The organism is Pseudoalteromonas sp. APC 3358, from assembly GCF_030408075.1.
In the GTDB taxonomy this organism is placed as follows: Bacteria; Pseudomonadota; Gammaproteobacteria; order Enterobacterales; family Alteromonadaceae; genus Pseudoalteromonas; species Pseudoalteromonas arctica.
Genome location: NZ_JASDCE010000010.1, coordinates 13,308 through 38,917, shown reverse-complemented (window position 1 = coordinate 38,917; position 25,610 = coordinate 13,308). Strand labels below are relative to the sequence as shown.

Sequence of the window (25,610 nt, the reverse complement as noted above, 5' to 3'; positions counted from 1 at the left end):
TCCTTAATTCCTTAGTGTTTATACTGTTGATGGCTGTAGCTATGTGTTGTTGTATTTGCAGCTGCGGCCCCTAAATATGAATTATGTCCAAGTACTAGCGGTTGCTGACCTAAAGCTTGTTCGGCAACAGCCTCATTAGCTACTTTTATTTGGCAAACCCACTCTACATTACTTGGTAAATGCGCAGTCAGAAGTGCAGCCATTTTTATACCTTCTTCGCTTCTTGGCGTTAAACTCATGGCTGTATCACTATTAACTGGACCTATATCTATTGTTAAAATACTTCCGCTAACTAATACCTTCGTACCAAGTACTGCAGAGCTGCCTAAAACCATTTGGTTTTCTTCGCCGATTGAACTTGGTGTATCTATTTTTTGCCAATTTGCTCGTGTGTCGTCAACTTTTAGCGTGTCTATATTTAAACTATGTTTAAGAAGCTGCGCTAAGCCAGCAGCGCTAGTTTGCTTTAAACTTGCAATACCACACTGAATTTTTTGATCAGTTTTTCCCAGTAAAATAGATTCAACTAACCCATCAAATTGGCTCGCGCCTCTGCCTGCTATATTAATTTGCGACTTTTTCCAGGCCTGAAAAAGTTGGCAATAAAGTACATGATTAAATATATCTAAAAACTGACGAACGCGGTCACCGCTTTGCTCATCACTTGCTGCTTGCTCTAATACATAGTGTGGCATGGGTGCATCTACACCATACAAACCTAAAAAAGAGGTCGATAAGCTTAATCTTCCTCTGCCATCATTCTCTAATACACATTCGCGTACATCAGTAGCCGGAAAACCAAGCTCTTTAAAAGGTTTAAAAACAACTCTGTTACTAATCCCTTGCTCTAGCTCTTGAGGTGCGGCCCAATGTTTTTCTATTAAGCTCATCGCTTTAAATAAGTTAAACCGCCAAGGCTGCTCAATAAGTAGTTCTATTGGCGCGGGTAACTTAGACCAAACTGGGTGCGCATGATTTTTATCAGCGTAACTCATAGCTGATAACTCTTACCCGGTTCAATATCCCAACTCCACGATTTATAACTAGGAATTGCATTAACACGCGTTTGTACGCTTTCATTTATAGGGGCATACATTAAAAAGAATTCATGTAATACATTACAAAAATGATATAAATCAGCATCACCAACAAATTTACTTTCATCAATATCAATAAGTACATCAACACCTTTGATAAATATTCCGCGTTTAATTTGGCTGATCGGCGTTGCTGTTATTTTTAAAATGCTTTCAATTCGTAATCGATTTTCAGCTTTATTAGACCAATCAAATAACACTAGTAATCTTTTTAGTTCTGTAACTTGCGTAATTTGTGAAAACTTTACATTTAATAAGCTAATAAGCTGCCAGTGTTTTGGCTGACTTGGACATGCTAAATAATTAGTTGGCCGTATAACATTTTTAACCTCAACGATGCTCGGCATATCTTTTCCGCCTTCGTTCAAGTCTCCCTCTTGCAAAAGCTGACGAGGCCAACCTGCATTAAAAGAAGTTAAATCAACTGATAGAGTTTCTTTTTCATCTTCTAAATTAAAAGGAAGTTGTAAATAATGAGTCGGGGCTGCTGCACCTACGTCTTTTGTGAGCACAGTAAATAGCTTTTTTTCGTCTTCAAATACGCTTTGATAACGAGGAGTGTAATCATACGATTGCCCGGTTATAGAGTTTCGACCTGCAACTGCATCTACCGTATAACTAAAAACGTGGTCAAAACGTGCCTGATCTGCACTTATCATATAATCAGTTCTGTTTGGCTCTATTTTAATTGGCTCTGCAGCTTGGCTAAATAAATTAACTGCTGGCACGCAATTGATTAAAATGTTCTCTTTACTTAACTGATGACCCGGCGGTAATTTATTATCACCCCTAAATACGATTTCAAAACGGTCAATATGTTCAGGAAACTCTTCGTCTTTTAAACCATCAAATGTTAAAAAATAAAACCTATCTTTTGCATTAAAATAATCAAGTAATAGTGCATATCCAGGATGGCTTTTAGCTGCACTAGGCAGTAAAGCGCCATCTATATCTAAATAAGTAGCGCTGCAACCTTTTGCTTTTAACTTTTTGTTGAACTCAAAATGGTTAGCACCAAAATCAAGTTCTGCTTGTTTATTAGGTGTTTTTAATAATTGAAATAAAGCACTGCATAATGGTGTATCGCCACGTAAATAAAAGTTTAGTTTAGATAAATCAAAATTACTTCGTTCACCTTGGCATACAAACTTAAGCCCTATTCGTAGCTCTGCACCTAAGTGCGACTCTTGGTATCGAACATGCTCAACATCTAATGGGACAACGTCTAAACCGTGAGTTGTGCTAAAAATTATTTTTTTATTATCGGCCTTTGCTTTAGGCGGATTAAGCTGTAAACCTTTTGAAATAGAATGTGTTTTTTGCATAGCCAATTTAGGCTTAAATTGCACCACAGTACTAGAAGGATAATAACTTAGGAGTATTGGACACAGTTGACGCAGTACTTGCTCTGAAACTTCAGGTACTGACTCATCTAAACGCTTTTGAGTATGGGCAGTTAAATACGCTACGCCTTCTAATAAGCGCTCAATATGAGGGTCTCTATCTTTTAATGCATCAATGTTAAGCATTCCTGCATGCTCAGGATAAAACTGAGCAAACTGCTTACCAGCTTGGGTTAACAAGCGCATTTGTGCATCAAAATATTGCTGCATTCATCAATCCTTTAAATAACATTAGTTAGTGTTTTTTGCATGTTGTATAACGTCTGCTTTACCGCCAGATTCAAAACGGGTATTTAACTTGATACTTTGCCCGCTCGTTAAAAAAGCTTGAATATCTAGCCTTATTACACAATTATCTTCTTTAATTTCAACAGGTGTTACATTTGCATATCGTACGCGTGGTTCGTACTTTTCTATCAATTTTTTAACCTCAAACGCTAACGTGTGTTGTGAGTATGGTAACCCCTCGTAAATATCTTCTACATCGGGCAAACCATAGTCAGACAAGTGCTTCAGCACTCCTCTTCTTGCATTTAAAAGCTCATTTAAATGCTTGCACACACTGACTTGCTCATCAGTTTGAAAACCATGATGACCATTGCGTGTAACTGGTTGAGTTAAAAAATCGAATAACGCCATATTTAGATCTCAATAAAAGGATATGCTTGCGCATATCCTTCAAAATTACTGACTAATTAACGACCTTCAGTCCAAGAGTCAGAGAACTCGATGTTGCCATCTAAGTAAGTCCAAGTAATGCGTTTGTAACGTAGACAAACTGTTTCAAGGTGCGGGTAACGCTCCTTGTCTAAGTCTTTAACGTTATGCATTGTTGGTGAGATCGAAGTGATCTTTACATCTTCCAACTTGTGGCAGAAATATTCACGCTCAGTCCCTGTGTCATCAATACGGTACCATTTAAGCTCTAATTGCTTAAGTGTTTGACCGTTTGAACACGCTTTGTACAAGTACGGCGTAGCCGCATCAACAGCTTTTGTAATTACAAAAGGTTCATGCTTACGAGTACCTGTAAGTTCACCTGTATCGTTATCCGTAGGAATACGAAGTTCATGATCAAAGTGTAGGATCTCAATTGAACCTTCACGCTCTGCAACAGTTACAGAACCTTTGATGTCATTACCTTGGTCATCCTTTAACCACATGTACGCTGGAATTGCCATTTCATTATTCTCCTTTTAGAATGAAGTGTTTCCTGTTAGTTGGCATTGGCATAAACAGTAATATTTATGCCCCCCAAAAAGCCCTCTGCTTCATGCCACTGGGGAATATGTCCCAAGTTGGATGCAACCAACTTGGGGCAATTTTTTAGACTATAAGTCTTAATCCTTTATGTACACCTGCCAACTACTCACCAAATTGACGCATTTGATAGTACTTAAATCCGTTTCATTGGCGGCGTAGCAGTTCATTTTTCGCCAGGCATTTGCCCTACTAGCGCTAAACGAACATCAATCCCTTCAACTTGGAAATGAGGAACAATGTACGTACTTACTCTGTAGTAACCAGGGTTACCTGGAATTTCTGCTACAGTCACTTTTGCATCTTTTAGTGGATGCGTAGCAATAAGAGATTCATCAGGGTTGTTCATTTTAGTTACTAATGCGCCAAGCCAATCATTAAGCTGCTGCTCTAATTCATGGCGAGGTTTACTTGAACCAATATTTTCACGCTGTAAAACTTTTAAGTAATGCGCAATACGCGATACTAAGAAAATATATGGTAAGCGTGAGTTAATTCTTGCATTAGCTGTTGCTTCATTTGTTTCTAATACCTGTGGCTTCTGCGCACTATTAGCAGAGAAGAAACATGCAAAATCTGAATTTTTATAGTAACTAAGTGGAATAAACCCTTGGTTAGCAAACTCAAGTTCTTTAGTTTCAGAAATAAGTACTTCAGTTGGAATTTTAGTTTCTGATCCTTTACCAGCTTCAAATGAATGCAGCGGAAGATTTTCAACTTTACCACCTGATTGCGGCCCACGAATATTTACAGCCCAACCATTATCATGGAAACTACGGATGATATTTGCAGCAAATGCAAATGTTGCATTACCCCACAAATAACGTTCATGATGCTGCGCACTTACATCTTCTTGGTAATTAAAGTTACGAAGTGGATTTGTCTCACCGTAAGGCAGACGTAGTAAAAAGCGCGGGAATGCTAAACCAATGTAGCGAGAGTCTTCTGATTCACGGAAGTTTTTCCAACGAAGAAACTCAGCGCGCTCCATGTAAGAACCCAAATCTTGGATTTTAGATACTTCTTCCAATGAGTCTTTAAGAAAAAACTTAGGACCAACACTGCCCATAAACGGACAATGCGCAGCTGCTGATACACGAGATATCTCTTGCAGTAACGATACATCGGGCGCAGAACAATCAAACTCAAAGTTCGAAACCATTGTAGATACTGGCTCACCACCTGGCGTATCGTAATCTGAAGTATATACATGTTTATATAATGCAGATTGAGTTGTATCTGGCGCCTCTTCAAAATCATCTCTTAGAGTTTCTTTATCTACATCAAGCATTTCAATTTTAATGTTGGCATTGTTAGGCGTACGGTTAATTAGGTAACGTAACGAGCGCCATGCTGATTCCATTTTTTGAAAATTTGGGTGATGTAAAATTTGATCTAACTGCTGAGAAATAATAATGTCTACTTTTGCGATGTAATCATCTAAAAGTAATTTATCAATTCGAGTTACTTCTTGGCCACTACTGCTAGCCATATCTAAAAATACATTTATAGCTGCTGTTAAGCGCTCATTTGCACGAGTTTCAGCTAGGTTGCTTGCATCTCTAAATGAATCAAGTTTGATTTCATCTGCAACTGGAGAAATATCAACCATTCCACATATATTTTCATAAGTGGATAAAGGAGCTTGCTCCGTGGTATGCGCGGCAACATTTAATTGTTCTTGCATTGACATGGTAATCTCCTTATTCAGTTATTGGTTGTTTTTCATCTTCAGACGCTAGCGGCGCAATTTCATCCAGTTTAGCTTTTAACTCATCTAGCTCTGGCTGATTTTGTAAAACACGCTCTAATTCTTTACGAAGTGATGAGTTATCTAATAAATTAGATTTAAGGTCGCGAAGTAAATTACGCATAGCCATCATTTTATTAAGCTCTGGCACTTGAGAAGCAACTGATTCTGGGTCAAACGATTTAAAAGAATCAAACTCAAGGTTTACGTTAATTTCGCCGTCACCTTTAATTTTGTTCGCTACCTGAAAGTTCGCTTTAGGCGCCATATCTTTAAGCACTTGCTCAATATTATTTTTATTAATTGTTACGCGCTCACGCTCAGATAGTTCTTGGCTATTTTGACCATTTGAGTAGTCACCAATTACTAGCATCTTTAATGGCAATTCACTCTTTTGTGAAGCGCCATCTGTATCAAGCTCTAACGAAATATTGATCCGAGCTCTGGGGATCTCTTTTTGAAATGTATCACTCATGTTTTTTCCTTTGCAGTTTGGTTATCTACCGACTCAATTCCAATTAAACCTCGACATATTAGTCAAGCCCTTGTAACTAAACCCACGCTAATGCTTGTGCAGGGTTAGTTACCATCATTTGCTGACTAATATGTTTAGCAGCTAAACTCATTTCATCTTCTGGCGTTTGTGACAAACTTGCATAACACTGCTTGGAAAATCGCCATACTTCCATGCAAAAACATTGTTGCCATTGCGCTAAGTCATGCGCTTTTATTTGTTTTAGTAACACGTTTAATAATGCTAAAGCATGTTCGTAATGCTCAGCTTTTATTAATAATTTTGCCTTTAATAATTGCGCTTGAGCTTTATCAAAATCGTTTAAAATATTTATTTGATCGACTTTAATTAATGCCGTCGATAACTGCCCTTTTTCGACGTCTTGTATTAACTCGCTATACTGCTCATCAAACGCACTACTTTGAGAGCTAACAGACTCTGTTTTTGCAGAATGTGATAACTCTTTTAAAAACTCTTTATTTACAGATGAACACAACGGACTTCCATCGTCATACTGTAGGGAAACTAAAGCAGGAAACTGCTCATTTAAATTAACTAATTGTTGCTCAAGCCAATGAACAAGCGGCAATTTATTTAATTTTTTTAATGCATTTAAACTAAGCACTTGGAGATTTAAATTAAATTGCATAGCCCCTTCCATAAACAACCCTTCGGCTAAATTTAAAGCTTGTTCAGGTTGCTCACTTGCCAATGCATTTTCAATTGGAGCAAATGCTGCAGCTCTAGGAGCGGGTAAACGCGTTTTTCCATTTTCGTTAGCCGGTAATGCCAATCTTGTCCAACGTGCAGCTCGCGATAACTTTATTACTCGTTCAATGTTATTTTGTTCTTTATCAAAGTTAAGTAGCTGCCTAACCGCACTTAAATACGCTGTATCTGAGGCAATATCAGCATTACCAATACTAACCTGGCTAGCAACTGCGGCTGGTGCCGAATTATTAGTTTCTGATTTTTGAGCCGTCACAGCTGAATTCTCAGCTAATTTTTGCTCTGTGCTAATCGCTTTTTCTTCTTGCTCTGGTTCAGCTACAGGCACTGGGTTTCGTTTTTCTTGTTCTTTAGCCCACTCATTCAAAGTCGATAGAGGGCCAGATTCGTTGTCTAATAACGCAACACACTGCTCGTTGTATTGAGTCAAGGCAGCTATAAGTTCAGGCCATTGTTCAGCGTTTGTATTATGCCCTTGGGCTACACCCTTTAAACGTTCTTGCTGTTGTAAAAACCATGTATTAACTGCAGCGCGCATTCTGGCTTTTAGTGGGTGTACCTCATCCGTATAAGTAGTCAACAAACGATTAAATAACAATAATGTATGCGTTAAACCTGTAACCCCAAACTCACTTGTTGCAGCTAGTGCTAAATAACTTACTATGCGTAAATCTTTACTTTGAGTGTTGAGTAAATCTGATGCTTGTATAAACATCACTTTAAAGTCAACTTCCCCCACTCCTGATGAAGATGCTTTTAATGCTTTAAATGTTTCTTCATATTTTAAATCTTCTCCACACTTGTTCCCCGGCAAAGGAGCACTTAATGCTTCAAGCCATTCAATCCAGGTGGTATGTGTATGCGGCGCTTTATTACTCATGATTTACACCAACGACGAAGTGCATCGTAAACACTCACGTTATCCATATCAGCAAAATTAAGTGTTTGTGAAGACGGCTGTTTTTCTACTTTTAAATTACATAGATCAACAATATCGTTTGTTTTTTTATCGTATTCCCACACACTATTAAAGTATGACGCTGGAATAGGCCTACAAAAAATAGTTAAACTAGGCGCTTGATTCTCATCACCTAACTGATAAAAAAACCAAGGCTGCCAATTATGATCTGCCACCATAGATGCAACTAAGTGCAACCAAAACCCGGCAACTAAGGCACTTTCATGACTAAAACTAGGCATTGGTAGGCGAATACCAAACTGACTTCTTAAACACCCTCTATTAGCGATAGATTTAAGCACAGCTGATAGCTCTTCAATTAAAATTGCTCTTTTAGCAATATCGTTCAAGCCTAAATGCTGCCAAAAAACGCTCATCGGAATAGTTCTAAGTTTATCAAGCTCTAGAGTTAAATTTGGTTGCTGTTTAAGTGCATCAGCTACACGGTTATAATCTTGTGCTTTTTGCTCCATTTCATTAATACTGGCAGCTTGTTTAATATTTTCATTTACACCTAAAAGGTGCTCTATTACTTGGCTTGCAAATAAAAATAGAAAAGCAGGATGTCGCTTATATGTATCAAGCCCACTATGTACAAAAGAGCTAAATGGGTAAAAACGACCACTGCTATCTTTACTTGGCTGCAAAACGCCAAGTAAACCACCATCATCAGCATTACCCGATATAAAAAACAACGACTTAGTTCCATTCAAGTGGCTTGTATCCGTTGTTTTTCTACCACGGTTTAAATGTGCAAAGCCCTCTTGCAACCAATGATCAAATCCAACCGATTCTCTAGATGAAATATTAAGCTTTACAAAGTCTGGTCTTATTGGTGTTTTACCCATAAAACCAAAGCTGTGTTGCTTAACCAGTGTCGGTGTTTTCTTTTTAGTAAATAAATTAAACATTGCTAGCGGCCTATTGCATTGTTCGCGACTGCGATTGAGCCAAGCTAGGGCTTTGTGAAAACAAAGAACTTGGCAATGCAAACGATGTAAGCATGTATTTTGAAAATATACCGCTGTTGCGTCCTGATTTAAGAGAAAACTGGACTGTTAACACCTCATCAGATTTATCTTTTAATTCCCATGTTGCTAAAAATTCTGTGCCTTTAATCCACTTAACACTGGCTGAGTTAAGCACTTTTAGTAGTGCCCAAGGTCCGTCTTGCTCAATAGAAATACGACGCCCTTTATTATCTAAACCATACAGAACCGCTTTTTCTGCAGCCCCTCGACCAGGCCACGAAAAATTACGCCATTCTTCAGGCTCATTGCGGTAGCGATAACCTTGCTCACTAAAGCCTAAGTATGTTTCACGAATACCTCGGTGTGGAACAGGCATCATCTGAAAAGTAAAACCAGCACTGTCGGCACCACTAGAAAACAACGAACGAGTTACTTTATTTGCTTTAGTTAAACCATCAAGTAATTGCGCGCTAAAACCAATACCTACACCATTCCATTGTTTTTCTTCCCACACACCGCGGCGTACTTTCATAAATGGTTTGAGCTGGGTGTTAATAAAGCTCCATAAAATTCCTGATTCAGAATTTAAAAATTCAGAAACATCAGCTATCGCAGCATCAGGGCCAGTTAAGTTAAATGGATATTTACCAGCTAAACTGCTGTTATACATAGTATAAACCTGGTTTTCCCATTCTTGGTTAAGCTGAGTACGTGCTTTTGCCATGATAGTCGCTATACCACCATGAAGCGGGGCCTTAAATAGCTTATCTAGCGTTTCTTTGGTTTGAGGGTCTAGTGCTCGAGTTTGGCTCTCAATAATAATCCACGAAGACTGTAATGCATTACTTTGGCTATTACCTGAAAGTAAGTCCTGCGCAAATATCATTGCTTGAGCATCATCTTCATTACTCGCTGCCATTGCTTTAATGTCTGAATGGATGCTACTTAATGAACTGATGTATTGTCTTAAGTAATCAGAAGAATTCTTATCTTCATTAGGCTGTGCAAAGCGTCTTAAATCAGCAAACCGACTTTCAAGCTCTGGCGCTCTAACCGTACTCATTTGAGTAATTGTTGGCGTGTTTAAAGCTAATTTATTTGCAACATCTGCAGCCGTCTTACCTATTGAAGCTTGGCTTTTTGAAGGCGCGTCAGCGAGCGTAATATTGTCGTTAATCAGTTTCATTAAATCGTTAAAGGGGCCATCCATCGATGAAAGGCGTGCAAAATCAATACTTGCATCGTTTAGATCTCTAAATGCAGGCACTTTTATGCTATCTATAAAAGCAAACCAAGTATTGCCGTAGTCTTTAAAGTAATATGCTCGTATAGCCTTTGCCAAAGTTTCAGCTTGTGCTTCGTCAACAACATTTTGACCATTTTCATCGCTAGAACCCATAACCCAGTCACCTGAGAACACCAAACGTGAAATACGTTTAATCTCTGGGAATACATATTCCTGCCAACCTAAGTTTGTATAAACATACGGGATTTTATACTTACTTTTAAATACATCACGATTTTTAGAAATCATAAAATCGTTTAATAACAATGGCTTTTTACGTTCAGCAAAGCTTGTAATTACTTGTTGATATAACGGGAAAGCCTCTGGCTGGGTATTTAAATTGTCTCTCGCTAGCGCTATCGATGTTTCGTTAGCCTGCCAAAATGCAATTTTACCTGGCTGCTCTATATCGTTACCCATATTTTGTAGGTACATATCAACTAAGCTACTTAGTTGTGTATAAATGGGTGCTTGCTCTTGTGCATTTATGTCTATATGAAAATGCTCAGCTATAAAATTAAGTAATTGCTCTTTAGCAAACTCCGTTGAAATATGCTCAGGGTTCGTACTCATCATTAAATGCATTTTTAGTGCATCGTAATACTGCTGACGAATCGTTGCTTTCGCTTCACCTTCATTGTCAAACCATTGTGTTTCGTACTGTTTTATTTGCGCAAGTAAATGCTCTTCACCTGGGTAAGTAATAAGCTGATTCATCTGATTAAATAGCACATTTGCAACACTACTTAAGGTTTCATCACCTTCATAAATACCAAATATAAAGTACCACGGTAATGAATCTTCGTAAGTTTTAAGCTGACCATAGTGCTCAAACAGCGCTAGCGTAGCAGCAAGCTTCTGCTCATCTTTTGCCTTACTTACGTTAGCTTCAACAACTGCTTTTACGCGTGACTCACCTTGATTAAGTAATAATTGATTACTTGTGTACGACGTAATAAGGAGTGCTGTGATTGCTGCAATAGATGCCAAACCTGAAGTGACTGTTAAACCTTTTAACCAGCGTCCTACTAACCGTTTTTTTCTATTTCCTCGCGTTAAATCCTGTAGTTTAAAAATAACATCATTAAATACGCGGTTGATAAAATAACTTTGAGTAATGCTTTCTTGTTTTTGGTCAACAACAACCGCACCAAATTGATCTCGTACACCATTAGTAATACGCTCAATAGGCGTGCCTTCTTGCGTGCCCGATGTAAAATAAACACCAGCAAACCAAGGAACTTCTTGATATGGATTAGACTTAAACAGTAAGTTAACAAACTCAGTTAACTTAGTTGAAGCTGATTGAAATTGATTAGGAAAATCAAGTATTAGCTGTTTACGATGCTCGTTGCGCTCTCGTGCAACTTTGCTTAAACGTTGCTCGCACAGTCGCTCATATAGCTCCTGCATACGAACTTCAAACATTTCTGCAGGATCATTTTTTTGATCTTCACTAATATCTAGTAAGTACGCACCAAATACTTGCTCACGCTCTTTTTCAGATAAGTCACTAAAAAAAGGTTCAAAACCACTGATTAAGTCAGTTTTGGTAAAAGTGATATATACAGGAAAAATAACGCCAAGCTGGGTAATTAGCTCTTCTATACGCTCACGCACTAATTTTACATGTTGACGAATTTCTTCACTGTCGGAAGTTAAAACATCTGCAACACTAATGGCCACCATTACACCATTTATAGGCAGTTTTGGTCTATATTTTTTAAGGAGCGCTAAAAATGACAACCATTCTTTATTTTCTGACTGCTCAGTTGTGTAACGCCCAGCGGTGTCTATTAAAATAGCTTGATCTGAGAACCACCAGTCACAATTGCGCGTTCCACCAAAACCTTGGATATGCAATTCACTCGAATTAGAGTAAGGAAAATGTAAGCCCGAATTTGCAAATAAAGTACTTTTCCCTGTAGCCGAAGGGCCAATAATCATATACCAAGGCAAAGCGTATAAAGCAGTATTACCACGATAACCCGCACCTAAATGAGATGCTTTTAAAGATCCCAATGCTTCTTGCATCTTTTCTTTAATTTCGCTTAATTCAGCACTCGAACCGGCATTATGACTTGCTAATTCAGAAGCTAACTTATCGCCTGAGCGCTTAGTCCATAACCAACGAATAAAAATAAATAAAACAAAAACAGCGGTTACAGCACCCATCGCAATTAATTTTTTATCGGTAGTATCTAAACCCACCATGCGACCGGCAAACCACACAATACTCAAAACGGCTATAAAGCCAATAAGTTGACCCGTTGCACGCGATGATACCAAGCCCAATAAAAAATGAACTAAACCGCTTTTATTAACTCTTCCCTGCATTGTGTTACCTATCGTGTTTCGTTGGTTTTATTGAGCTGAGTCAGCACTTCAATTTGGTTGTCTATTACCTGAGTACTCTGCGTTGCTTGCTTATTAATTACATAATGAAATCCAGCAAATAATGAGGCAATAGAACCCAAGCAAATAGCCAAAATCACCCAGTAAGGAATATTACGCCCCACCTTCATCGCAAACCCTTCTGCAGGTATACCGTTATCAGATAATTGAGAACTCGGTGTTCCTTTTATATCTTCAATTTGAGCTCTAACATCAACAATTAACGCTTTTAATTGCTCAATGCCTTTAACTTTGTAAATGCCTTCAAAGCCAAGCTGCAGACAAATATAATAAACCTCTAATGCAGCTAGCTTTTGCTCTCCGCCGGTACGCAACTTACCTAAACGTTCAAAAAATTCTTCACCAGCTCGGTTGTTACCAAAAAATTCAAGCTGTAGCGGTCGAGACATCCAATCCATTCTAAAATGAGCACCTGAACTCATAACAAATTCATCACACATAGCCGTAAGAGCAAACTTAACTTCTTGCATTAAACTTGTTGTTACCTGTTGCGAGTAACAATTACGCTCATAGTCATCAAAACTAGTTAGTAAATTTTCTCTAAACTCTTCAAGCTCTAAGTTAGTAGATTGCTTTAGTTTTAATGGTGTTAGCGCGTTAATTACAGGCGAAATACACGCGACTAAATCTTGTTCTTTTTGTGCTTCTTGCATAATTTCAACTCAACGTTAATTACGTGCTACGGTAACAATTTCAATTTGTGCACTTTGCAATCCAAATGGTACAAATAGGCTTAATGATTGCTCTTCAATAATTTGCTGCCAAATGAAACCATGCGACTCAAGCCTGAAGTATTCATAACCACTTTTTATGGCCAGCTTATTTGGAGGTCGCTGACAATGTGTTAGTTGCACACCCGCTAAAGCAGATGAAATCATGATATCGAGCTTTTCGCTTGCTCCAACTTTTACTTGATCACTAAATGTTTCAATCCATTTGGTGTCTTCAGATTCAAAATACACAGCTAAATAAAAGTCGTTGTTAGTAAACGTTGCAGAATCAATAGTGGCAACTTGATAAATAGCGTTAGAGGTTTTTTCAAGTTTTAAGCCCACCATTTTCTTAGGTACAACCCCTTCAAGTAAACGAGTTAATAGGCCATCAAGCTGACCAAATACATTGCTTAAATTTTTATGCTGGTATGGTGGTACTTGGTTAACTAAGTCACTGTGCTCAAACATTGAAACTGAACTAATTAAATCAACAAGCTCACAATACAAACGTTCAGGATGGACCAATGACAAGTTTTTAAGATGATCTAAACGCTTGGCGGATGGAGCCATTGCATTAAGTAACAAAAATGTATTCATTTCATTCGGCCCAAAGTCAGTAACTGAGCCATAATTTTTACGTCTGCTAAGCAGCACATTAACTTTTGCATTAACTAAATTAGCCGTTCTATTTAACAGCTCAGTTAAATAAGCAGATGCACTTATATTTAATAAAGGAGGCACAAACTGTTTATTTAAAACAAATGATCCATCTTCCGAGCGACTTATTTTTAAACATGCAATGGTGTCAAAATAAGTTTTTACATCTGAGTCAGACAGTAATATAAATTTAGGCTTTGCAACTAATACCTCACGACTACGCGACGCATCATGATTATCTTCTAAATCAATATAATCCGCTTCATATGCGCTTAATTGCCCGCTGGCCGCATAACCTTCAATATTGCTAACTGTTTTATTAGCAGCAATAGCAATATAAATAACACTCTCTTGATGGTTACTATCAAGCTCAAGCTTTAAATCATCTTGATGCTGTCGGTCAAAATCAAGCAAGCGACCATTTTCTAAAAGTAATTTAAAACTGGTCACTTTTAATATACCGCGAGCAAGTGCTGATTCATCAATAGCAAAATGCTGTAAACCAAATGCCAATGGTGATATTAGCGCTTGACGTACAACCTGATTTTGATCGTGATAATCGTCAAATAGTTGAAAGTGTTGCTGGGCAAGCAAAACACCTTCAGCCCAAACGGGCTTTGCGGGAGCTTTTAAATTCATTACTCAGCCTTATCCACGCCAGGTAATTGAACTTCATTATTGGTAACCAAAACATCTAATGATGTAGACAACTTAACAGGGCCATCTGCAAGCGGATAATACGCTTTCCAGTTATCGCCACTGCGATCTCTAAATAAAGCAACAATAGCTACAAACTTTGCATTTTCAGCTTGTTCAAACTTAATTTTAGATTGTTCAGAAGGGTGAATTGTTCGCTCTTCTAGTGTAATTAAACTATTAGCTAAAACTGACTTATCTGACTTCCATAACTCTTCAAATGTGGCTGTTTTAAATGTTTGTATATCAGACAGTTGATATACCTTTAAAACCACTGGTAACGCTTCATCAAATTGGTTTAAATTTAAATTATCTGTTGCCTTAACATCTAAACTTACGTTAGTACTCATACAACCAGTTAATATTATAGAAAGTGATAAACCTATAATTGCATTTAAAATAAAGCGCATTTTTTACCTCAATAAATATTTTTATTTAAAATTAAAATTAGTTTTGCAAAGAGTAGCTTCATAAACTGGGCAAATAACTTTATTGAATCTTACATTCGCACAATCAGACCATTTATTAGTTTTAAAAAAGCCTAAAAGAGTCTTAGTCCTGCTTTTCTCTTGAGAATCAACTAACAAAGACTGCGTAACAACATCATCTATAGACGTAATTAACTTAGTATTTATTAATGAAAGCTCTTTTATATAAACAGATACATCACCGTTAATTAAAGTAACTTTTCCATTGCTTTTAGGGGGATTATTTAAAAAAAAGAAAAAGTGTTCTATAGAATTTTCAGAAAAAACGCGATGGGCAGGAATACCTACCTGGTCTAGTAGCGAAGAAACGCTGGCAGTAAGTGACCAAGCTAAGGAGTACAAGCTATTTATTTGATTTATAAACTCTTTTTTATTCACAACATGCTCCTTGTCATCAGTTAAACTAAAAAACTCTTAGTCTAAGGCTAGTAATAAATCCATTTATTTGGCGCATAATACAAACACCTAACCGCTATTGTCAACCTATATAAGGTTTAAAATATTAGAATATTAATGCGATTTACGAATTAGAATAAACACTCTAAAAAACAGTTATAAATGAATAATACGCAATAAAACAAAACAATCCCTATTTATGAAATAATAAAAAAGATAATTCAATTTATTTTTAGAGTTACAATTATCCAGTTGATCATTAACACACAAAAAGGTATGTTTACGCCACTAATTTTACCGAGCAGGGATTGCAACGTTTTGACTAAATCTAATTTTTTTTTGAAGGTTAATGACAAAGACTTTAATGTTACTTACCTACATGGCTACGAAAAAATTAATAAAGGCTTTAGTTATTCACTCACCGTTGAATCTTCAGTAAAAATTAATACAGATATACTACTTGCTAATGCCAGTGTGATTTTTGTTAATAAAAATAAAAGATATAGAGAACAATGCGGCCTGATTACATCTGTAACCAATATGGGTGTATTCAACAATCTACATCGCTTTAAAATAAACATTCAAGATCGATTATCCACCTTAAAAGACACCTCAAACAGTAAAGTCTTTATTGCCGTAAACGTACAAGATGTATTAAATTACTTAGCACAAAAAGCAGGTTATTCATCAGGACAAATCGTTTTTAGGACAAGCTCCGCCTTACCGCATTTAAAGCAATGTGTGCAAGCAATGGAAAGTGACTGGGCCTTTTTTAATCGCTTGATGTCTCAGCATGGTCTTTTTTACTGGATTGAAAGTGAATCAAACACCGAAATACTTGTTATAAGTGACAGCAACCTCAACAGCCCCTATTTAAGTACGGGTGTATTAGAAGTTAAAGCAAACGCGGGGATGAACGCCCAGTACTGGGGTAACTTTGTCGGCTTTATGCACAGTGAAGTAACACAAACCTTATATAATAATGCAGCGCAAAGTAATGCCCATGGACAATTCCAAAAAGTAGCCAGTAACAGTCAATCTTTTTTCGAGCCTGCTGCAAACTCAGACGCCGAAGCATCAGCACAAACACAAAGCTTTAGTAATGCATTAGCCACACACAATAAACTGGTTACGCTTACGGGTAATGTATCTGATGTATTTGCAGGCTGCTCAATTTCGCTTGACGATAATATGGGGTTTGCCAGTGGTGATTTGCTATGCATTGCAATAGAGCACACCCTTAATCAAGCAAATGACGAAAGCAGCCATGAAGGTGAAACGCATTATCACTGCGTAGCGCAATTTATAGAGCGCGGTACACCTTACAAAGCAATGCCTGAGCCCCACACGCCTAAGCCCATGGTATTTCCAGCAACCGTAGAATCTCTCACAAGTAATGCATTTGTAGATGAACATGGCCAATACCGTATTCGTACCGAGTTTGATAAAACAGCTCGCCCAGTAATTCAATCAAGCCCTGCACTAAAAAAACTAGCGCTATATGCTTGTGAAAACCAACCTCAAGCCACTGGCTGGCACTTCCCACTCGTTGGCGGCTCTGAGGTACTTATTGGGTGTATTAATAACGACCCAAATAATACATTTATAATGGGTTTTGCACTAAACGCCGACCAGCCAAGCGTAGTTACAGCCGCTAACCCAACACATAATCGCTTATTAAGCGCAGCGCAAAATGAACTCATGTTTGATGACGATAAAGATGTACCCAAAGTCATCTTACAAACACTCGCCAGTGAGCACTATATTGAATTAAATGCTATAAAATCAGGCCGCCAATTTATTCAATGGATAAGCCAGCTCGGTACTATAAATTTACACGCAGGGCGCGACCTATGCCTTGAAACAGAACAAAACAATGTTCAGTTTGTTATTAAAAACAATCAATTTATTGATGTTAAAAATACCGTGTCGCAAACCACAACTAACAGCCATGTAAATTATCAAAGTGGTGGCAGCCAGGCGTTCAATGGTAAAAATGCAACCCTTACGAGCGAGAATGAAATATCACTCCTCACCGGGCGTGCAGTAAAAGTGCATGCACAAAGCGACATACTCCTTAAAACCAATAACAGCGACTTAAAGCTTAATGTGCCTACTGGCTCTACGTTTTTACAAACAAACAATAATATAAGCATAACGGGCTCAGGTAATGGCGATTTAATTATTCACAACGCGGGCGGCGAGATAAAACTCGACAGTCAAGGCAATGTTGATATTACCGCCACTAACGTACTTACACTCGATGGCACATTTATAACCTTTGATGGGCCGGTTGATTACGACATAACCAGCCCACAAACAGCGCGGGCACCAAGCAATGCAAGCCCGGCCAATATTAGCCGTATTAGTGATATAACCATTGATGACTCCGGTATTGCTGCAACAACGTCAAGCGTAGTGGATTTACTTTATGTTTATCAAGATGGCAGCCCTGTAAAAAATGCACCTTATACAATTAAATTTGATGATGGAACACATAGCACAGGCCAGCTAGATGAAGACGGTATAGCGCAATTAACCGATGTACCAAATGGTCAGTTTACTGTTCAATACGGGGAAGATACGCGCGAGTATGAACCACAAGATAACACCACACCAAATCCACTTTATAAAAGAATAACCCCCGCCTCTGCCATACAAATGAGCAGAGCTGGGCAAACAGCAACACTTGATGAAGCAAGCAACATAGCCAGCCAAGCGGGTGATTGGTTATGGGGAGCACTCCAAGGTGACTTTAATAAAGACCCTACAACGGCACAGATTGTAGTGGGTAGTATTATTTCAATGATACCTGTTATTGACCAAGTCATGGACGTACGGGATATTTTAGCCAATGTAATGCTACTTACTGATGACGATAAAGCCAACGACAGTGATGGCTGGATTGCCTTTACGCTCACCGCGATAGGTTTAGTGCCTGTGCTCGGCTCTGCGGTAAAAGGCGTCGGTAAAGTGGTGATTAAAAACAGCGGCGACACAATAGAAGCCGCAATTGCAGTCCTTCGCAAGCTAGGCAAAGGCGACCCTGTTCAGTATTTACGCAAAATCAACTGGCAAGATTTAGGTAAACAAGCAGCCAGCGAAGTAAAAGCCTTTATAAAAGGCCTGCGCGATACACTTCACGAAATATCAACAAGTTGGCAATACGACCTACTGCTGCCACAACTAGCCATAGACGGCATGCAAGCCACGATTAAACAGCTTGATGAAATAGCGCCCAAAATAGACCAAGGCGTTAAAGGCGCAGCCAGTGAGATTGGCAATCGCGTAGACAAAGCCCTTGATGAATTCGAGCCGCCGAAAAGCACCGGTATTGTGGGCAAACCTAAAAAGACCGTTGCGAATGAATTAGATGCGCCTAAAGGAAATGATTTAAAGGGGGCTAAAGGTAATAGGCCTGTTAAGTATGACTTAAACTACCAAACTGAAGCATATGCAAATTTAATAAACTCTAATAAACCTTGGTCGTGGAAGAATTTTCCTGACGGTGATAAATTAACAATAAAGCAAAAGCGTGAAATAAAAGCAAATGCAGTTAAACGCGGATTAGTCCCTGAAGTGAAATTAAAAGCAGGTACAAAATATCCTGACTTTGAAAGTGCTGGTTTATTAGAGAAAGTAGAGTCCTTACCAGAAAAGTTGTGGCTAGCTTCTGACTACCAACAATTTAAATGGCTAGACTCAAGAATCCCTGGAGGCAGACCTGATGGCTTCACCTGGCATCACTCGGAAATTAGTGGGAGAATGGAGTTAGTTCCATTTGGCGCACATAATATAATTAATCATCAAGGTGGCCGCTCTGTCGGTCATTGGGCATACGGAAAGCGATAGCATAATGAAAGATTTAAGTTTAGAGAAAAAAGTTTCTGTAACACATGATGAGCTAGATTCATTAGAAATGTTTTTTAATATTAAGTTACCAATTAGCTACAGGGAATTTATTTTAAAATTCAATGGTGCATCCCCAGATGAAGTTATTATAAAAGTTAACTCTGAGGAGCGGGTATTGGAAAGATTTCTAATAGTTTCGGAAGATGAAAATCTCGATAGTTGCCTTATGCAATACGAAATTAAAGTCGTAATGGCTCAAATTGAGGAAAGGCTTACAGATAACGAAGACTTGATTGGAGCCGAGGCCTTACCTTTTGCTTACCTATTTGGTGGTGATTTTTTATGCTTAGATTTCAAAGAAGATGCAATAAACCCTAAAGTAGTAATATGGGATCATAATGAGTCTGAAGAGTTATCACCTGTTTTTTACAAAGCTTTTAATAATTTCCAAGAATTCCTTGATGCGATGTCTTTCGGCTAACTCATATTGACAAACTTTATGCTTGATTATTCAATTTAAATTCATTTATAACGCTAAGGACAGCCAATGCAAGCCGACATTAAAAACATCCCGCAACACCTAGGTCAGTATCTTTATCAACAAATAGATGAGCCATGGCATGAAGCACACCTTATTTTAGATTGCGAAAACAACAATATACTTGAATGCAAAGCTCACTTTATTAAAGCAGATGACGAAACACAGCATAAAATTGCAGTATCCAAAAATATCACTGCGTTGTTTAAAATGTTATTTGACCACGCCATTAAAAACGAAGTGGAAAATTGGCAGCGCGCTATTTTTACTATCACTCGTCAAGGTCAGTTTAATTTAAACTTTGAGCGCGATAATAATGATGATGAAGCAATAGCCGCGGTTCCAACACGTTAAGTATTAATTTAACCCGCTCTTTAACAACATGGATGTTGTGAAGTTAGGCGCTAAAAATTAGCGCCTAACCTTTCACATAATGACTGTTTTTTATGGTTAACGCCCTCATTTACTTCTCATTCTTTTCTCTTTGTGCAAAAAATATTTTAAATGAATTATTCACAAAGAGGGCTAGAGGCGCTGCGCTTAAAGAGTAAAAGTGCTATTAAATAGTCAGTTTACTATTCATGAAATATCAACAAGTTGGCGATACGACCTACTGCTGCCACAGCTTGCCATAGGCGGCATGCAAGCCACGATTAAACAGCTTGATGAAATAGCGCCCAAAATAGACCAAGGCGTTAAAGGCGCAGCCAGTGAGATTGGCAATCGCGTAAACAAGGCTCTCGATGAATTCGAACCACCAAAAACAACCATTACTGAAGCCAAGTACAACAAAGCCAGGCAAGGAATGACTGGTGACGGCAAGCAAATGAGTGATGATTGGGTTACCGATAAGCGCTTAAGAAAAGCAGGGCTGAATGAAGAGCAAATAGAGGAGATTTTAGAGTCAATAGCAGATAATGATGGCTCTATAGAAAAAATATTAATACGCAATATGCCTGATGGTTCACTGTCAGTGAAAGAATTAAATAAATACGGAAATATAATTGGTACACCAAAAGGTTTTTAGGAAAAAAAATGCTAAGAGATACATTAAAAGATAAGAAGTATTTTGACGAAAGAGTTAATTTCAGGGCTAAGGTTATTGATAAAAAAATACAAAAAATAACTTTAAACAATAAATTGACAAGTGAAGTCAAAATGAAGAATGCATTCAGGCTCAATAGTGACATTATTTATTTACTACAACAAAAGTTTGCCCGCGGAGACAATTTAACTGAGCTTAAACCTCATTTACTTGAAGCACTTGAATACCGTCAATGGCAAAAAAACTATGCCGATTCCTTGCCTGCAAATGAACAAAAAGATCGCATTGGATGGGAGGGAATTCGCACTGACTATCTTGAAAACTGGCTCGACTGGCTCGCTTTTGCTTATTGTTTAGATATGGGTGATAGCTATTACACGCAGGCTCTTGAATTAATCGCTAATCAAGGACTTGATGTATTGTTCGACTCTATTGCATTGAAAATGGGCGACACTGAACGAGCAGTTTCTAATGATTTATTATTCAAAAAACGATTTAAAAAGCTACACGATGTCATTGCAGCAGACATTGAGCAACAACCTTCTTTAATGAAAGCATACCTCGATGCATGGTATAAACTGATAGATTCACCCGACTATCATTTAATGGATACGGATGCCTACATTGGGTATTGGAGCTGGGAAGCAGCTTTAGTCGTTAAACTTTATAATATTGACGACAGTAGCTTTATTGACCACCCGTATTACCCTAAAGATTTAGTTCACTTTAAAGGATGACATGGATGTTACGTGATAACCGTCAGGATGAAGGCTACCTTCAAACACTTACGAGTGACCTTGATGAAGCTCTAACAGAAACACAAGCCGCACTCGACGACGCTGTATTTACCTCCCCTACTCAGCGCGTTGATGTGGCTCAGAGATTGTTTCAACTAGCGATTATGCGAGCTGTAGCGCATTATTCTTATGGTGCCTCTATTGATGAACTACGCCCTTTTGTACTCGCTATTTTACCTTATCGTGAACAGCTCACCTTGGTAGCTAATAACATTCCACAACCCCATCAGTTTTACCGTGTTGATTTTGAGCAACTTGGAGGCGCTGGCGATGCGTGTGGCTCTGCGAATATAAATCGCTATATTTATACGCTTTGGTGGCTGTCGTTGCTAGTTGCCTGCGACGCGCCCACTGAGCATATTAGTAAAACGCTTGATGTCATTGGTGAACAAGGTAAAGATGCATTATTTGATGCTATTGCCGTAAAGCTCGGTGATTCACAGCGCCCTATGGCAAAAACCCTCTATTACCCTGATGTTTACCAGTGTTTGTTTGATGCCTTTAGTCTTGATAAAAATACGCAAGCACAGAAGCTAAACCAGTTTATATCGCAGTGGTATGCCCAACTTGATGATGCCGACTGGCACGGCAACCATGAATGTGATTGTGAATTTGAATATACTGATTATTACATTGGGTACTGGTGTTTAGAGCATGCGTTAGTGGCAAACTTACTTGGTATAACCAAAGTACAGCTTACGCCACATCCAATGCTAGCCAATGATTTAATACGTAATAAGCCTGAGCGCTAAGGACAGCCAATGCAACCTGATATAAAACACATCCCGCAACACCTAGGTCAGTACCTTTATCAACAAATTGATGCTCCGTGGCTTAAAGCTCAGCTTATTTTAGATTGCGAGAATAACAATGTACTTGAGTGCAAAGCCTACTTTATTAAAGCAGACGACGAAACACAGCATGCAATTGCTGTATCTGAAAATATAACAGCGTTGTTTAAAACGTTATTTGACCACGCTATAAAAAACGAAGTGGAAAATTGGCAGCGCGCTATTTTTACTATCACTCGTCAAGGTCAGTTCAACTTAAACTTTGAACGCGATAATAGCGATGAAGCCACTTTATTACTTTAAATGAGCAGCATAAGCATAGCGTTAAATTTATTTAAAACTTTATAAATTAATAACAATAATTGAACCTGAGCTGGATACATATTAAACTGTACGCCAATTTGTTTTTTAAACAAACGAAAGTCAAGGAAGACGAGTTAGGTACCCCAACTTATTAATACTCCTCCATGATATTTCGTGACATTTAACATTTATTATTTAAAATAATTTTACGGAGTACCTATGAAAAAATTAAGCGCACTTTTGGGTTTACTGTTATTAAGCGGTTGTTCTACACCTCCTCCAGCCCAAGAAACTGAGCAAGTAGTTTTAGAACCTATTGCAGAGATTAACGAAGTAGCTGCACCAATTTCATTAACAGTTATTACTAACCCTGCTGATGCTCGCGTTCGTATTATGAATATCAACCCTGTTTACAAAGCTGGTATTGAGCTTAAAGAAGGTAAATACGATATTGAAGTAAGCAAAGCAGGATACCTTACTTACAGAAAATGGGTTTCAGTTGATAAAAAAACAATACTAACTGTTGAACTCGATACAATGGAAGCAAGCCAATCGGCTCAATAAGCTTCTCAGTACGTTTTAGTTTATATGCCTTAGCCTGGTTAATTTAATAACTGGCCTAAGGCATATTAAATCCTTCATAAAGCCACAAATATCCTACTGCGAAATAACTACCAATATTAATTAAAATACATAACCACAACACAATAATAAAACGTCGCTTTTGCGATTTATGACGAAGTAATTGTTGAGCAAGTAATGCCCCCGGCCATCCTCCAAATAATGCAAGTAGTTGCAGTGTACGCTCTGGCGTGCGGTTTACTTTTGTATGTGAAGAACGCTTAGCTTGTCGCTTATCCCACGCGTACATTAAAAAAGTTATAGCACTTAATACACTTATATAACCAGGTACATATATTGGTATATAAACAGGTAAGTATTGCAGCGGGTAAGCTAACCAAATGGCAGCTAAATAAAGCAATGAGAATGTGATTAATATTTTCTTTATCAATTAATTATCACCTATACTGGGCTTATAAGAGCCTAACAACGAGAGCCAAATTATGACATATTTTAAATCGCTATTCTTCGCATTATGTTTATGCACATTTAGTAGCTTTGCTAATGAAAATGCCAGTAACCTTGATAAAGAGCTAGAAGTGTTTAAACCTTACTTAGGAACGTGGCAAGCAGACTTTAAAGTACCAGAAGGCGCTAAAAAAATACAAGATGTTGGCCGTTGGGAACGCGCTTTAAACGGTAAAGCTATTCGTACCATGCACTCGATTAACGAGGGTGAGTATGGCGGTGAGTCGATGATTTTTTATGATAGCAAAAGGAAGTCACTCGTATTTTATTATTTCACTACGGCAGGATTTTACACCAAAGGCACAATAACGGTATTAAGCCCTACTCAATTTGTAGCCTATGAGGAAGTAACAGGCAGTAAAGAGGGAGTGACTAAGGTTAAATCTACTAGTGATTTAAAAGACGATAAGTTTATTGTATCGACCTCTTATCTTAAAAAGGGTGAATGGACTAAGCCCGAAAGCAGAAGTTATACACGCAGTACAAAAACGGTTAAATTTAAATAGCCGCGATTTATAAACACAAAAAAGGCAGCCTAGGCTGCCTTTTGTCATTTATAAAATCGTATTTATTTTACATATTTTTTAAATGCAGCGTCTACTGGTGTATCAGCAAGGTGATTAGTGTAGTTGCTCATTACTTTTTGAGACAAGCCTACAATAATTTCAAGTAGTTGTTGCTTACCGTAACCTGCTGCAAAGAATTTTTCGATTTGCTCATCGCTGATCACGCCACGTTCACGTGTCATTGCGAGTGTAGTTTCACGAAGAGTTTCTAGCTTAGGGTTTTCAAGTGGTGTTTTGTTTACAAGTGCATCAACAACACCTTGATCAACTTTCATTGCCGCTGCAATACCACTGTGAGCAGGAACACAGTAATGACATGCGTGCTCAACGTTAATTGATTGCCATACTACTGTTAGCTCTTCTGCATTGAATGATGTTTTTTGGAACAGCTCATGCAGTACTTGGTAACCTTTAAGTAATGTTGGTGCTTCAGCCATTACTGCATGTAAGTTAGGAAGCATACCAAATGCTGCTACTGAATCAGCTAGTAACGGTTTTGCTTCTTCTGGTGCGTTTTCTTGAGTGTATAAAGTAAATTCGGCCATGGTTAGCTCCTAATAATTAATAGTTTTAAGTAACTTCGAGACACATAGTATTTGATTTTGAGCGACTGTTCAAGTTAAAATTGAGCAAATGTTCAAATTGATTGAGAATGATATGGCTAATAAGGTTAAATTTGAACGCGATAATGTCGTTCGCGTTGCAAGCCAGCTATTTTGGCAAAAAGGTTTTCATGCAACCTCAACGCGTGACTTACAAGAAGCCGTTAATATGCGCCCGGGTAGTATTTACTCTGCGTTTGGCTCTAAAGAAGGTCTATACTGCGAATCGCTGAAAGATTACACAGTACAAATGAAAACCCAAATAGAGGGGTTTCTATCAAGTGCAGATACAGTACTTGGTGGGTTACGTGCATTTGTTGAAAATGTGGTCATTAAAACAAAAGATTGCAGCCCAAGCGCTATTTGTATGCTGGTTAAAGCAAACAGCGAGTTTGCAGAAAAAGACTCAAACCTATATGAGCTAAGCTTAGATTTAACCGCTCAATTTGAAGCTTATTTAACGCAGTTGTTTACACAAGCAATAAACAAAGGTGAGTTAAGTAATACGTTGACCGCTGTTGAATATGCGCGCTTTTTTCAGGTGCAATTTACAGGTTTACGCGGTTATTTTAATCGTCCTAATGTAGATCAATTTGCTGAGCCAATGATCAACCAAATGTTTATGTTGATTAAAAAGTTATAAATAGCAGTTATCGAGCATTCTCAACAAGTTATACTTATTTTACTAAATAAAA

The 25,610-nt window shown here is 38.0% G+C and carries 25 protein-coding genes; 10 read left to right on the top strand and 15 right to left on the bottom strand.

Annotated elements, in window-relative coordinates:
• Positions 1–11: 11 nt before the first annotated feature.
• From tssG to QL995_RS15195, 13 genes are all read right to left on the bottom strand, one after another.
• Positions 12–995, bottom strand: a complete 984-nt coding sequence (gene tssG, locus QL995_RS15255; protein ID WP_007584475.1) for a type VI secretion system baseplate subunit TssG — start codon at positions 993–995, stop codon at positions 12–14.
• Positions 992–2,710, bottom strand: a complete 1,719-nt coding sequence (gene tssF, locus QL995_RS15250) for a type VI secretion system baseplate subunit TssF (RefSeq protein WP_165721758.1) — start codon at positions 2,708–2,710, stop codon at positions 992–994. Before tssF ends, tssG begins: the two co-directional genes overlap by 4 nt.
• A gap of 21 nt (positions 2,711–2,731) precedes the next feature.
• Complete coding sequence (gene tssE / locus QL995_RS15245; protein WP_007584478.1) at positions 2,732–3,139, bottom strand: type VI secretion system baseplate subunit TssE; 408 nt, start codon at positions 3,137–3,139, stop codon at positions 2,732–2,734.
• 56 nt (positions 3,140–3,195) lie between these two features.
• On the bottom strand, positions 3,196–3,681 hold the full coding sequence (locus tag QL995_RS15240) for an Hcp family type VI secretion system effector (protein ID WP_007584479.1): 486 nt from the start codon (positions 3,679–3,681) through the stop codon (positions 3,196–3,198).
• A gap of 245 nt (positions 3,682–3,926) precedes the next feature.
• A complete protein-coding gene (gene tssC, locus QL995_RS15235; RefSeq protein WP_007584480.1) occupies positions 3,927–5,453 on the bottom strand; it encodes a type VI secretion system contractile sheath large subunit in 1,527 nt (508 codons plus the stop codon).
• Positions 5,454–5,463: 10 nt separating this feature from the next.
• Positions 5,464–5,985, bottom strand: coding sequence for a type VI secretion system contractile sheath small subunit (gene tssB / locus QL995_RS15230; protein ID WP_007584482.1), 522 nt, complete (start codon positions 5,983–5,985; stop codon positions 5,464–5,466).
• 76 nt (positions 5,986–6,061) lie between these two features.
• Positions 6,062–7,633: a TssA family type VI secretion system protein gene (locus QL995_RS15225; RefSeq protein ID WP_290294511.1), complete on the bottom strand. Its 1,572-nt coding sequence runs from the start codon at positions 7,631–7,633 to the stop codon at positions 6,062–6,064.
• Entirely contained in the window at positions 7,630–8,622 is a 993-nt protein-coding gene (gene tagF / locus QL995_RS15220; RefSeq protein WP_007584486.1) for a type VI secretion system-associated protein TagF, read from the bottom strand. The genes QL995_RS15225 and tagF overlap by 4 nt, the downstream gene beginning before the upstream one ends.
• Positions 8,623–8,632: 10 nt before the next feature.
• Positions 8,633–12,304 (bottom strand): type VI secretion system membrane subunit TssM, encoded by a 3,672-nt coding sequence (gene tssM / locus QL995_RS15215; RefSeq protein ID WP_290294510.1) that lies wholly within the window; start codon positions 12,302–12,304, stop codon positions 8,633–8,635.
• Positions 12,305–12,312: 8 nt separating this feature from the next.
• On the bottom strand, positions 12,313–13,035 hold the full coding sequence (gene icmH, locus QL995_RS15210; RefSeq protein ID WP_007584493.1) for a type IVB secretion system protein IcmH/DotU: 723 nt from the start codon (positions 13,033–13,035) through the stop codon (positions 12,313–12,315).
• Positions 13,036–13,050: 15 nt separating this feature from the next.
• On the bottom strand, positions 13,051–14,391 hold the full coding sequence (gene tssK, locus QL995_RS15205; RefSeq protein ID WP_007584500.1) for a type VI secretion system baseplate subunit TssK: 1,341 nt from the start codon (positions 14,389–14,391) through the stop codon (positions 13,051–13,053).
• Positions 14,391–14,858, bottom strand: coding sequence for a type VI secretion system lipoprotein TssJ (tssJ, locus tag QL995_RS15200; RefSeq protein ID WP_007584502.1), 468 nt, complete (start codon positions 14,856–14,858; stop codon positions 14,391–14,393). Before tssJ ends, tssK begins: the two co-directional genes overlap by 1 nt.
• A 21-nt stretch (positions 14,859–14,879) precedes the next feature.
• Positions 14,880–15,314, bottom strand: coding sequence for a hypothetical protein (locus tag QL995_RS15195; protein ID WP_007584504.1), 435 nt, complete (start codon positions 15,312–15,314; stop codon positions 14,880–14,882).
• Between the two features lie 336 nt (positions 15,315–15,650).
• On the opposite strand from QL995_RS15195, the gene QL995_RS15190 reads away from it, so the two are divergent.
• From QL995_RS15190 to QL995_RS15155, 8 genes are all read left to right on the top strand, one after another.
• On the top strand, positions 15,651–19,184 hold the full coding sequence (locus tag QL995_RS15190) for a contractile injection system protein, VgrG/Pvc8 family (protein ID WP_290294509.1): 3,534 nt from the start codon (positions 15,651–15,653) through the stop codon (positions 19,182–19,184).
• Between the two features lie 4 nt (positions 19,185–19,188).
• Entirely contained in the window at positions 19,189–19,665 is a 477-nt protein-coding gene (locus QL995_RS15185) for an SMI1/KNR4 family protein (RefSeq protein ID WP_290294508.1), read from the top strand.
• A gap of 66 nt (positions 19,666–19,731) precedes the next feature.
• The gene (locus QL995_RS15180; protein ID WP_290294507.1) at positions 19,732–20,076 is read left to right on the top strand and encodes a DUF600 domain-containing protein; all 345 of its coding nucleotides are present in this window, start codon (positions 19,732–19,734) and stop codon (positions 20,074–20,076) included.
• A gap of 199 nt (positions 20,077–20,275) precedes the next feature.
• Positions 20,276–20,749 carry a hypothetical protein gene (locus QL995_RS15175; protein ID WP_290294505.1) on the top strand — a complete coding sequence of 158 codons (474 nt, stop codon included), beginning with the start codon at positions 20,276–20,278 and terminating at the stop codon, positions 20,747–20,749.
• Between the two features lie 8 nt (positions 20,750–20,757).
• On the top strand, positions 20,758–21,504 hold the full coding sequence (locus QL995_RS15170; RefSeq protein ID WP_290294503.1) for a PoNe immunity protein domain-containing protein: 747 nt from the start codon (positions 20,758–20,760) through the stop codon (positions 21,502–21,504).
• A gap of 5 nt (positions 21,505–21,509) precedes the next feature.
• Positions 21,510–22,316: a PoNe immunity protein domain-containing protein gene (locus QL995_RS15165; protein ID WP_008170478.1), complete on the top strand. Its 807-nt coding sequence runs from the start codon at positions 21,510–21,512 to the stop codon at positions 22,314–22,316.
• 9 nt (positions 22,317–22,325) lie between these two features.
• Positions 22,326–22,658 (top strand): DUF600 domain-containing protein, encoded by a 333-nt coding sequence (locus tag QL995_RS15160; RefSeq protein WP_169061358.1) that lies wholly within the window; start codon positions 22,326–22,328, stop codon positions 22,656–22,658.
• 219 nt (positions 22,659–22,877) lie between these two features.
• Positions 22,878–23,222: a PEGA domain-containing protein gene (locus tag QL995_RS15155; RefSeq protein ID WP_007586203.1), complete on the top strand. Its 345-nt coding sequence runs from the start codon at positions 22,878–22,880 to the stop codon at positions 23,220–23,222.
• A 55-nt stretch (positions 23,223–23,277) separates the two neighbouring features.
• Here the strand turns inward: QL995_RS15155 and QL995_RS15150 are convergent, their stop codons facing one another.
• Positions 23,278–23,670 carry a DUF1294 domain-containing protein gene (locus QL995_RS15150; protein WP_101216306.1) on the bottom strand — a complete coding sequence of 131 codons (393 nt, stop codon included), beginning with the start codon at positions 23,668–23,670 and terminating at the stop codon, positions 23,278–23,280.
• Between the two features lie 52 nt (positions 23,671–23,722).
• On the opposite strand from QL995_RS15150, the gene QL995_RS15145 reads away from it, so the two are divergent.
• Complete coding sequence (locus tag QL995_RS15145) at positions 23,723–24,253, top strand: hypothetical protein (protein WP_007586208.1); 531 nt, start codon at positions 23,723–23,725, stop codon at positions 24,251–24,253.
• Between the two features lie 62 nt (positions 24,254–24,315).
• On the opposite strand, the gene QL995_RS15140 is transcribed toward QL995_RS15145, so the two are convergent.
• Positions 24,316–24,858: a carboxymuconolactone decarboxylase family protein gene (locus QL995_RS15140; RefSeq protein WP_007586212.1), complete on the bottom strand. Its 543-nt coding sequence runs from the start codon at positions 24,856–24,858 to the stop codon at positions 24,316–24,318.
• A 112-nt stretch (positions 24,859–24,970) separates the two neighbouring features.
• Between QL995_RS15140 and QL995_RS15135 the strand changes: the two genes are divergently transcribed.
• Positions 24,971–25,558 carry a TetR/AcrR family transcriptional regulator gene (locus tag QL995_RS15135; RefSeq protein ID WP_024591536.1) on the top strand — a complete coding sequence of 196 codons (588 nt, stop codon included), beginning with the start codon at positions 24,971–24,973 and terminating at the stop codon, positions 25,556–25,558.
• Positions 25,559–25,610 lie beyond the last annotated feature (52 nt).

What these genes read in the sequence shown, in the direction of transcription:
- tssG (WP_007584475.1), bottom strand. Translation starts at nt 995, where the DNA reads ATGAGTTACGCTGATAAAAATCATGCGCACCCAGTTTGGTCTAAGTTA.
- tssF (WP_165721758.1), bottom strand. Translation starts at nt 2,710, where the DNA reads ATGCAGCAATATTTTGATGCACAAATGCGCTTGTTAACCCAAGCTGGT.
- tssE (WP_007584478.1), bottom strand. Translation starts at nt 3,139, where the DNA reads ATGGCGTTATTCGATTTTTTAACTCAACCAGTTACACGCAATGGTCAT.
- QL995_RS15240 (WP_007584479.1), bottom strand. Translation starts at nt 3,681, where the DNA reads ATGGCAATTCCAGCGTACATGTGGTTAAAGGATGACCAAGGTAATGAC.
- tssC (WP_007584480.1), bottom strand. Translation starts at nt 5,453, where the DNA reads ATGTCAATGCAAGAACAATTAAATGTTGCCGCGCATACCACGGAGCAA.
- tssB (WP_007584482.1), bottom strand. Translation starts at nt 5,985, where the DNA reads ATGAGTGATACATTTCAAAAAGAGATCCCCAGAGCTCGGATCAATATT.
- QL995_RS15225 (WP_290294511.1), bottom strand. Translation starts at nt 7,633, where the DNA reads ATGAGTAATAAAGCGCCGCATACACATACCACCTGGATTGAATGGCTT.
- tagF (WP_007584486.1), bottom strand. Translation starts at nt 8,622, where the DNA reads ATGTTTAATTTATTTACTAAAAAGAAAACACCGACACTGGTTAAGCAA.
- tssM (WP_290294510.1), bottom strand. Translation starts at nt 12,304, where the DNA reads ATGCAGGGAAGAGTTAATAAAAGCGGTTTAGTTCATTTTTTATTGGGC.
- icmH (WP_007584493.1), bottom strand. Translation starts at nt 13,035, where the DNA reads ATGCAAGAAGCACAAAAAGAACAAGATTTAGTCGCGTGTATTTCGCCT.
- tssK (WP_007584500.1), bottom strand. Translation starts at nt 14,391, where the DNA reads ATGAATTTAAAAGCTCCCGCAAAGCCCGTTTGGGCTGAAGGTGTTTTG.
- tssJ (WP_007584502.1), bottom strand. Translation starts at nt 14,858, where the DNA reads ATGCGCTTTATTTTAAATGCAATTATAGGTTTATCACTTTCTATAATA.
- QL995_RS15185 (WP_290294508.1), top strand. Translation starts at nt 19,189, where the DNA reads ATGAAAGATTTAAGTTTAGAGAAAAAAGTTTCTGTAACACATGATGAG.
- QL995_RS15180 (WP_290294507.1), top strand. Translation starts at nt 19,732, where the DNA reads ATGCAAGCCGACATTAAAAACATCCCGCAACACCTAGGTCAGTATCTT.
- QL995_RS15170 (WP_290294503.1), top strand. Translation starts at nt 20,758, where the DNA reads ATGCTAAGAGATACATTAAAAGATAAGAAGTATTTTGACGAAAGAGTT.
- QL995_RS15165 (WP_008170478.1), top strand. Translation starts at nt 21,510, where the DNA reads ATGTTACGTGATAACCGTCAGGATGAAGGCTACCTTCAAACACTTACG.
- QL995_RS15160 (WP_169061358.1), top strand. Translation starts at nt 22,326, where the DNA reads ATGCAACCTGATATAAAACACATCCCGCAACACCTAGGTCAGTACCTT.
- QL995_RS15155 (WP_007586203.1), top strand. Translation starts at nt 22,878, where the DNA reads ATGAAAAAATTAAGCGCACTTTTGGGTTTACTGTTATTAAGCGGTTGT.
- QL995_RS15145 (WP_007586208.1), top strand. Translation starts at nt 23,723, where the DNA reads ATGACATATTTTAAATCGCTATTCTTCGCATTATGTTTATGCACATTT.
- QL995_RS15140 (WP_007586212.1), bottom strand. Translation starts at nt 24,858, where the DNA reads ATGGCCGAATTTACTTTATACACTCAAGAAAACGCACCAGAAGAAGCA.
- QL995_RS15135 (WP_024591536.1), top strand. Translation starts at nt 24,971, where the DNA reads ATGGCTAATAAGGTTAAATTTGAACGCGATAATGTCGTTCGCGTTGCA.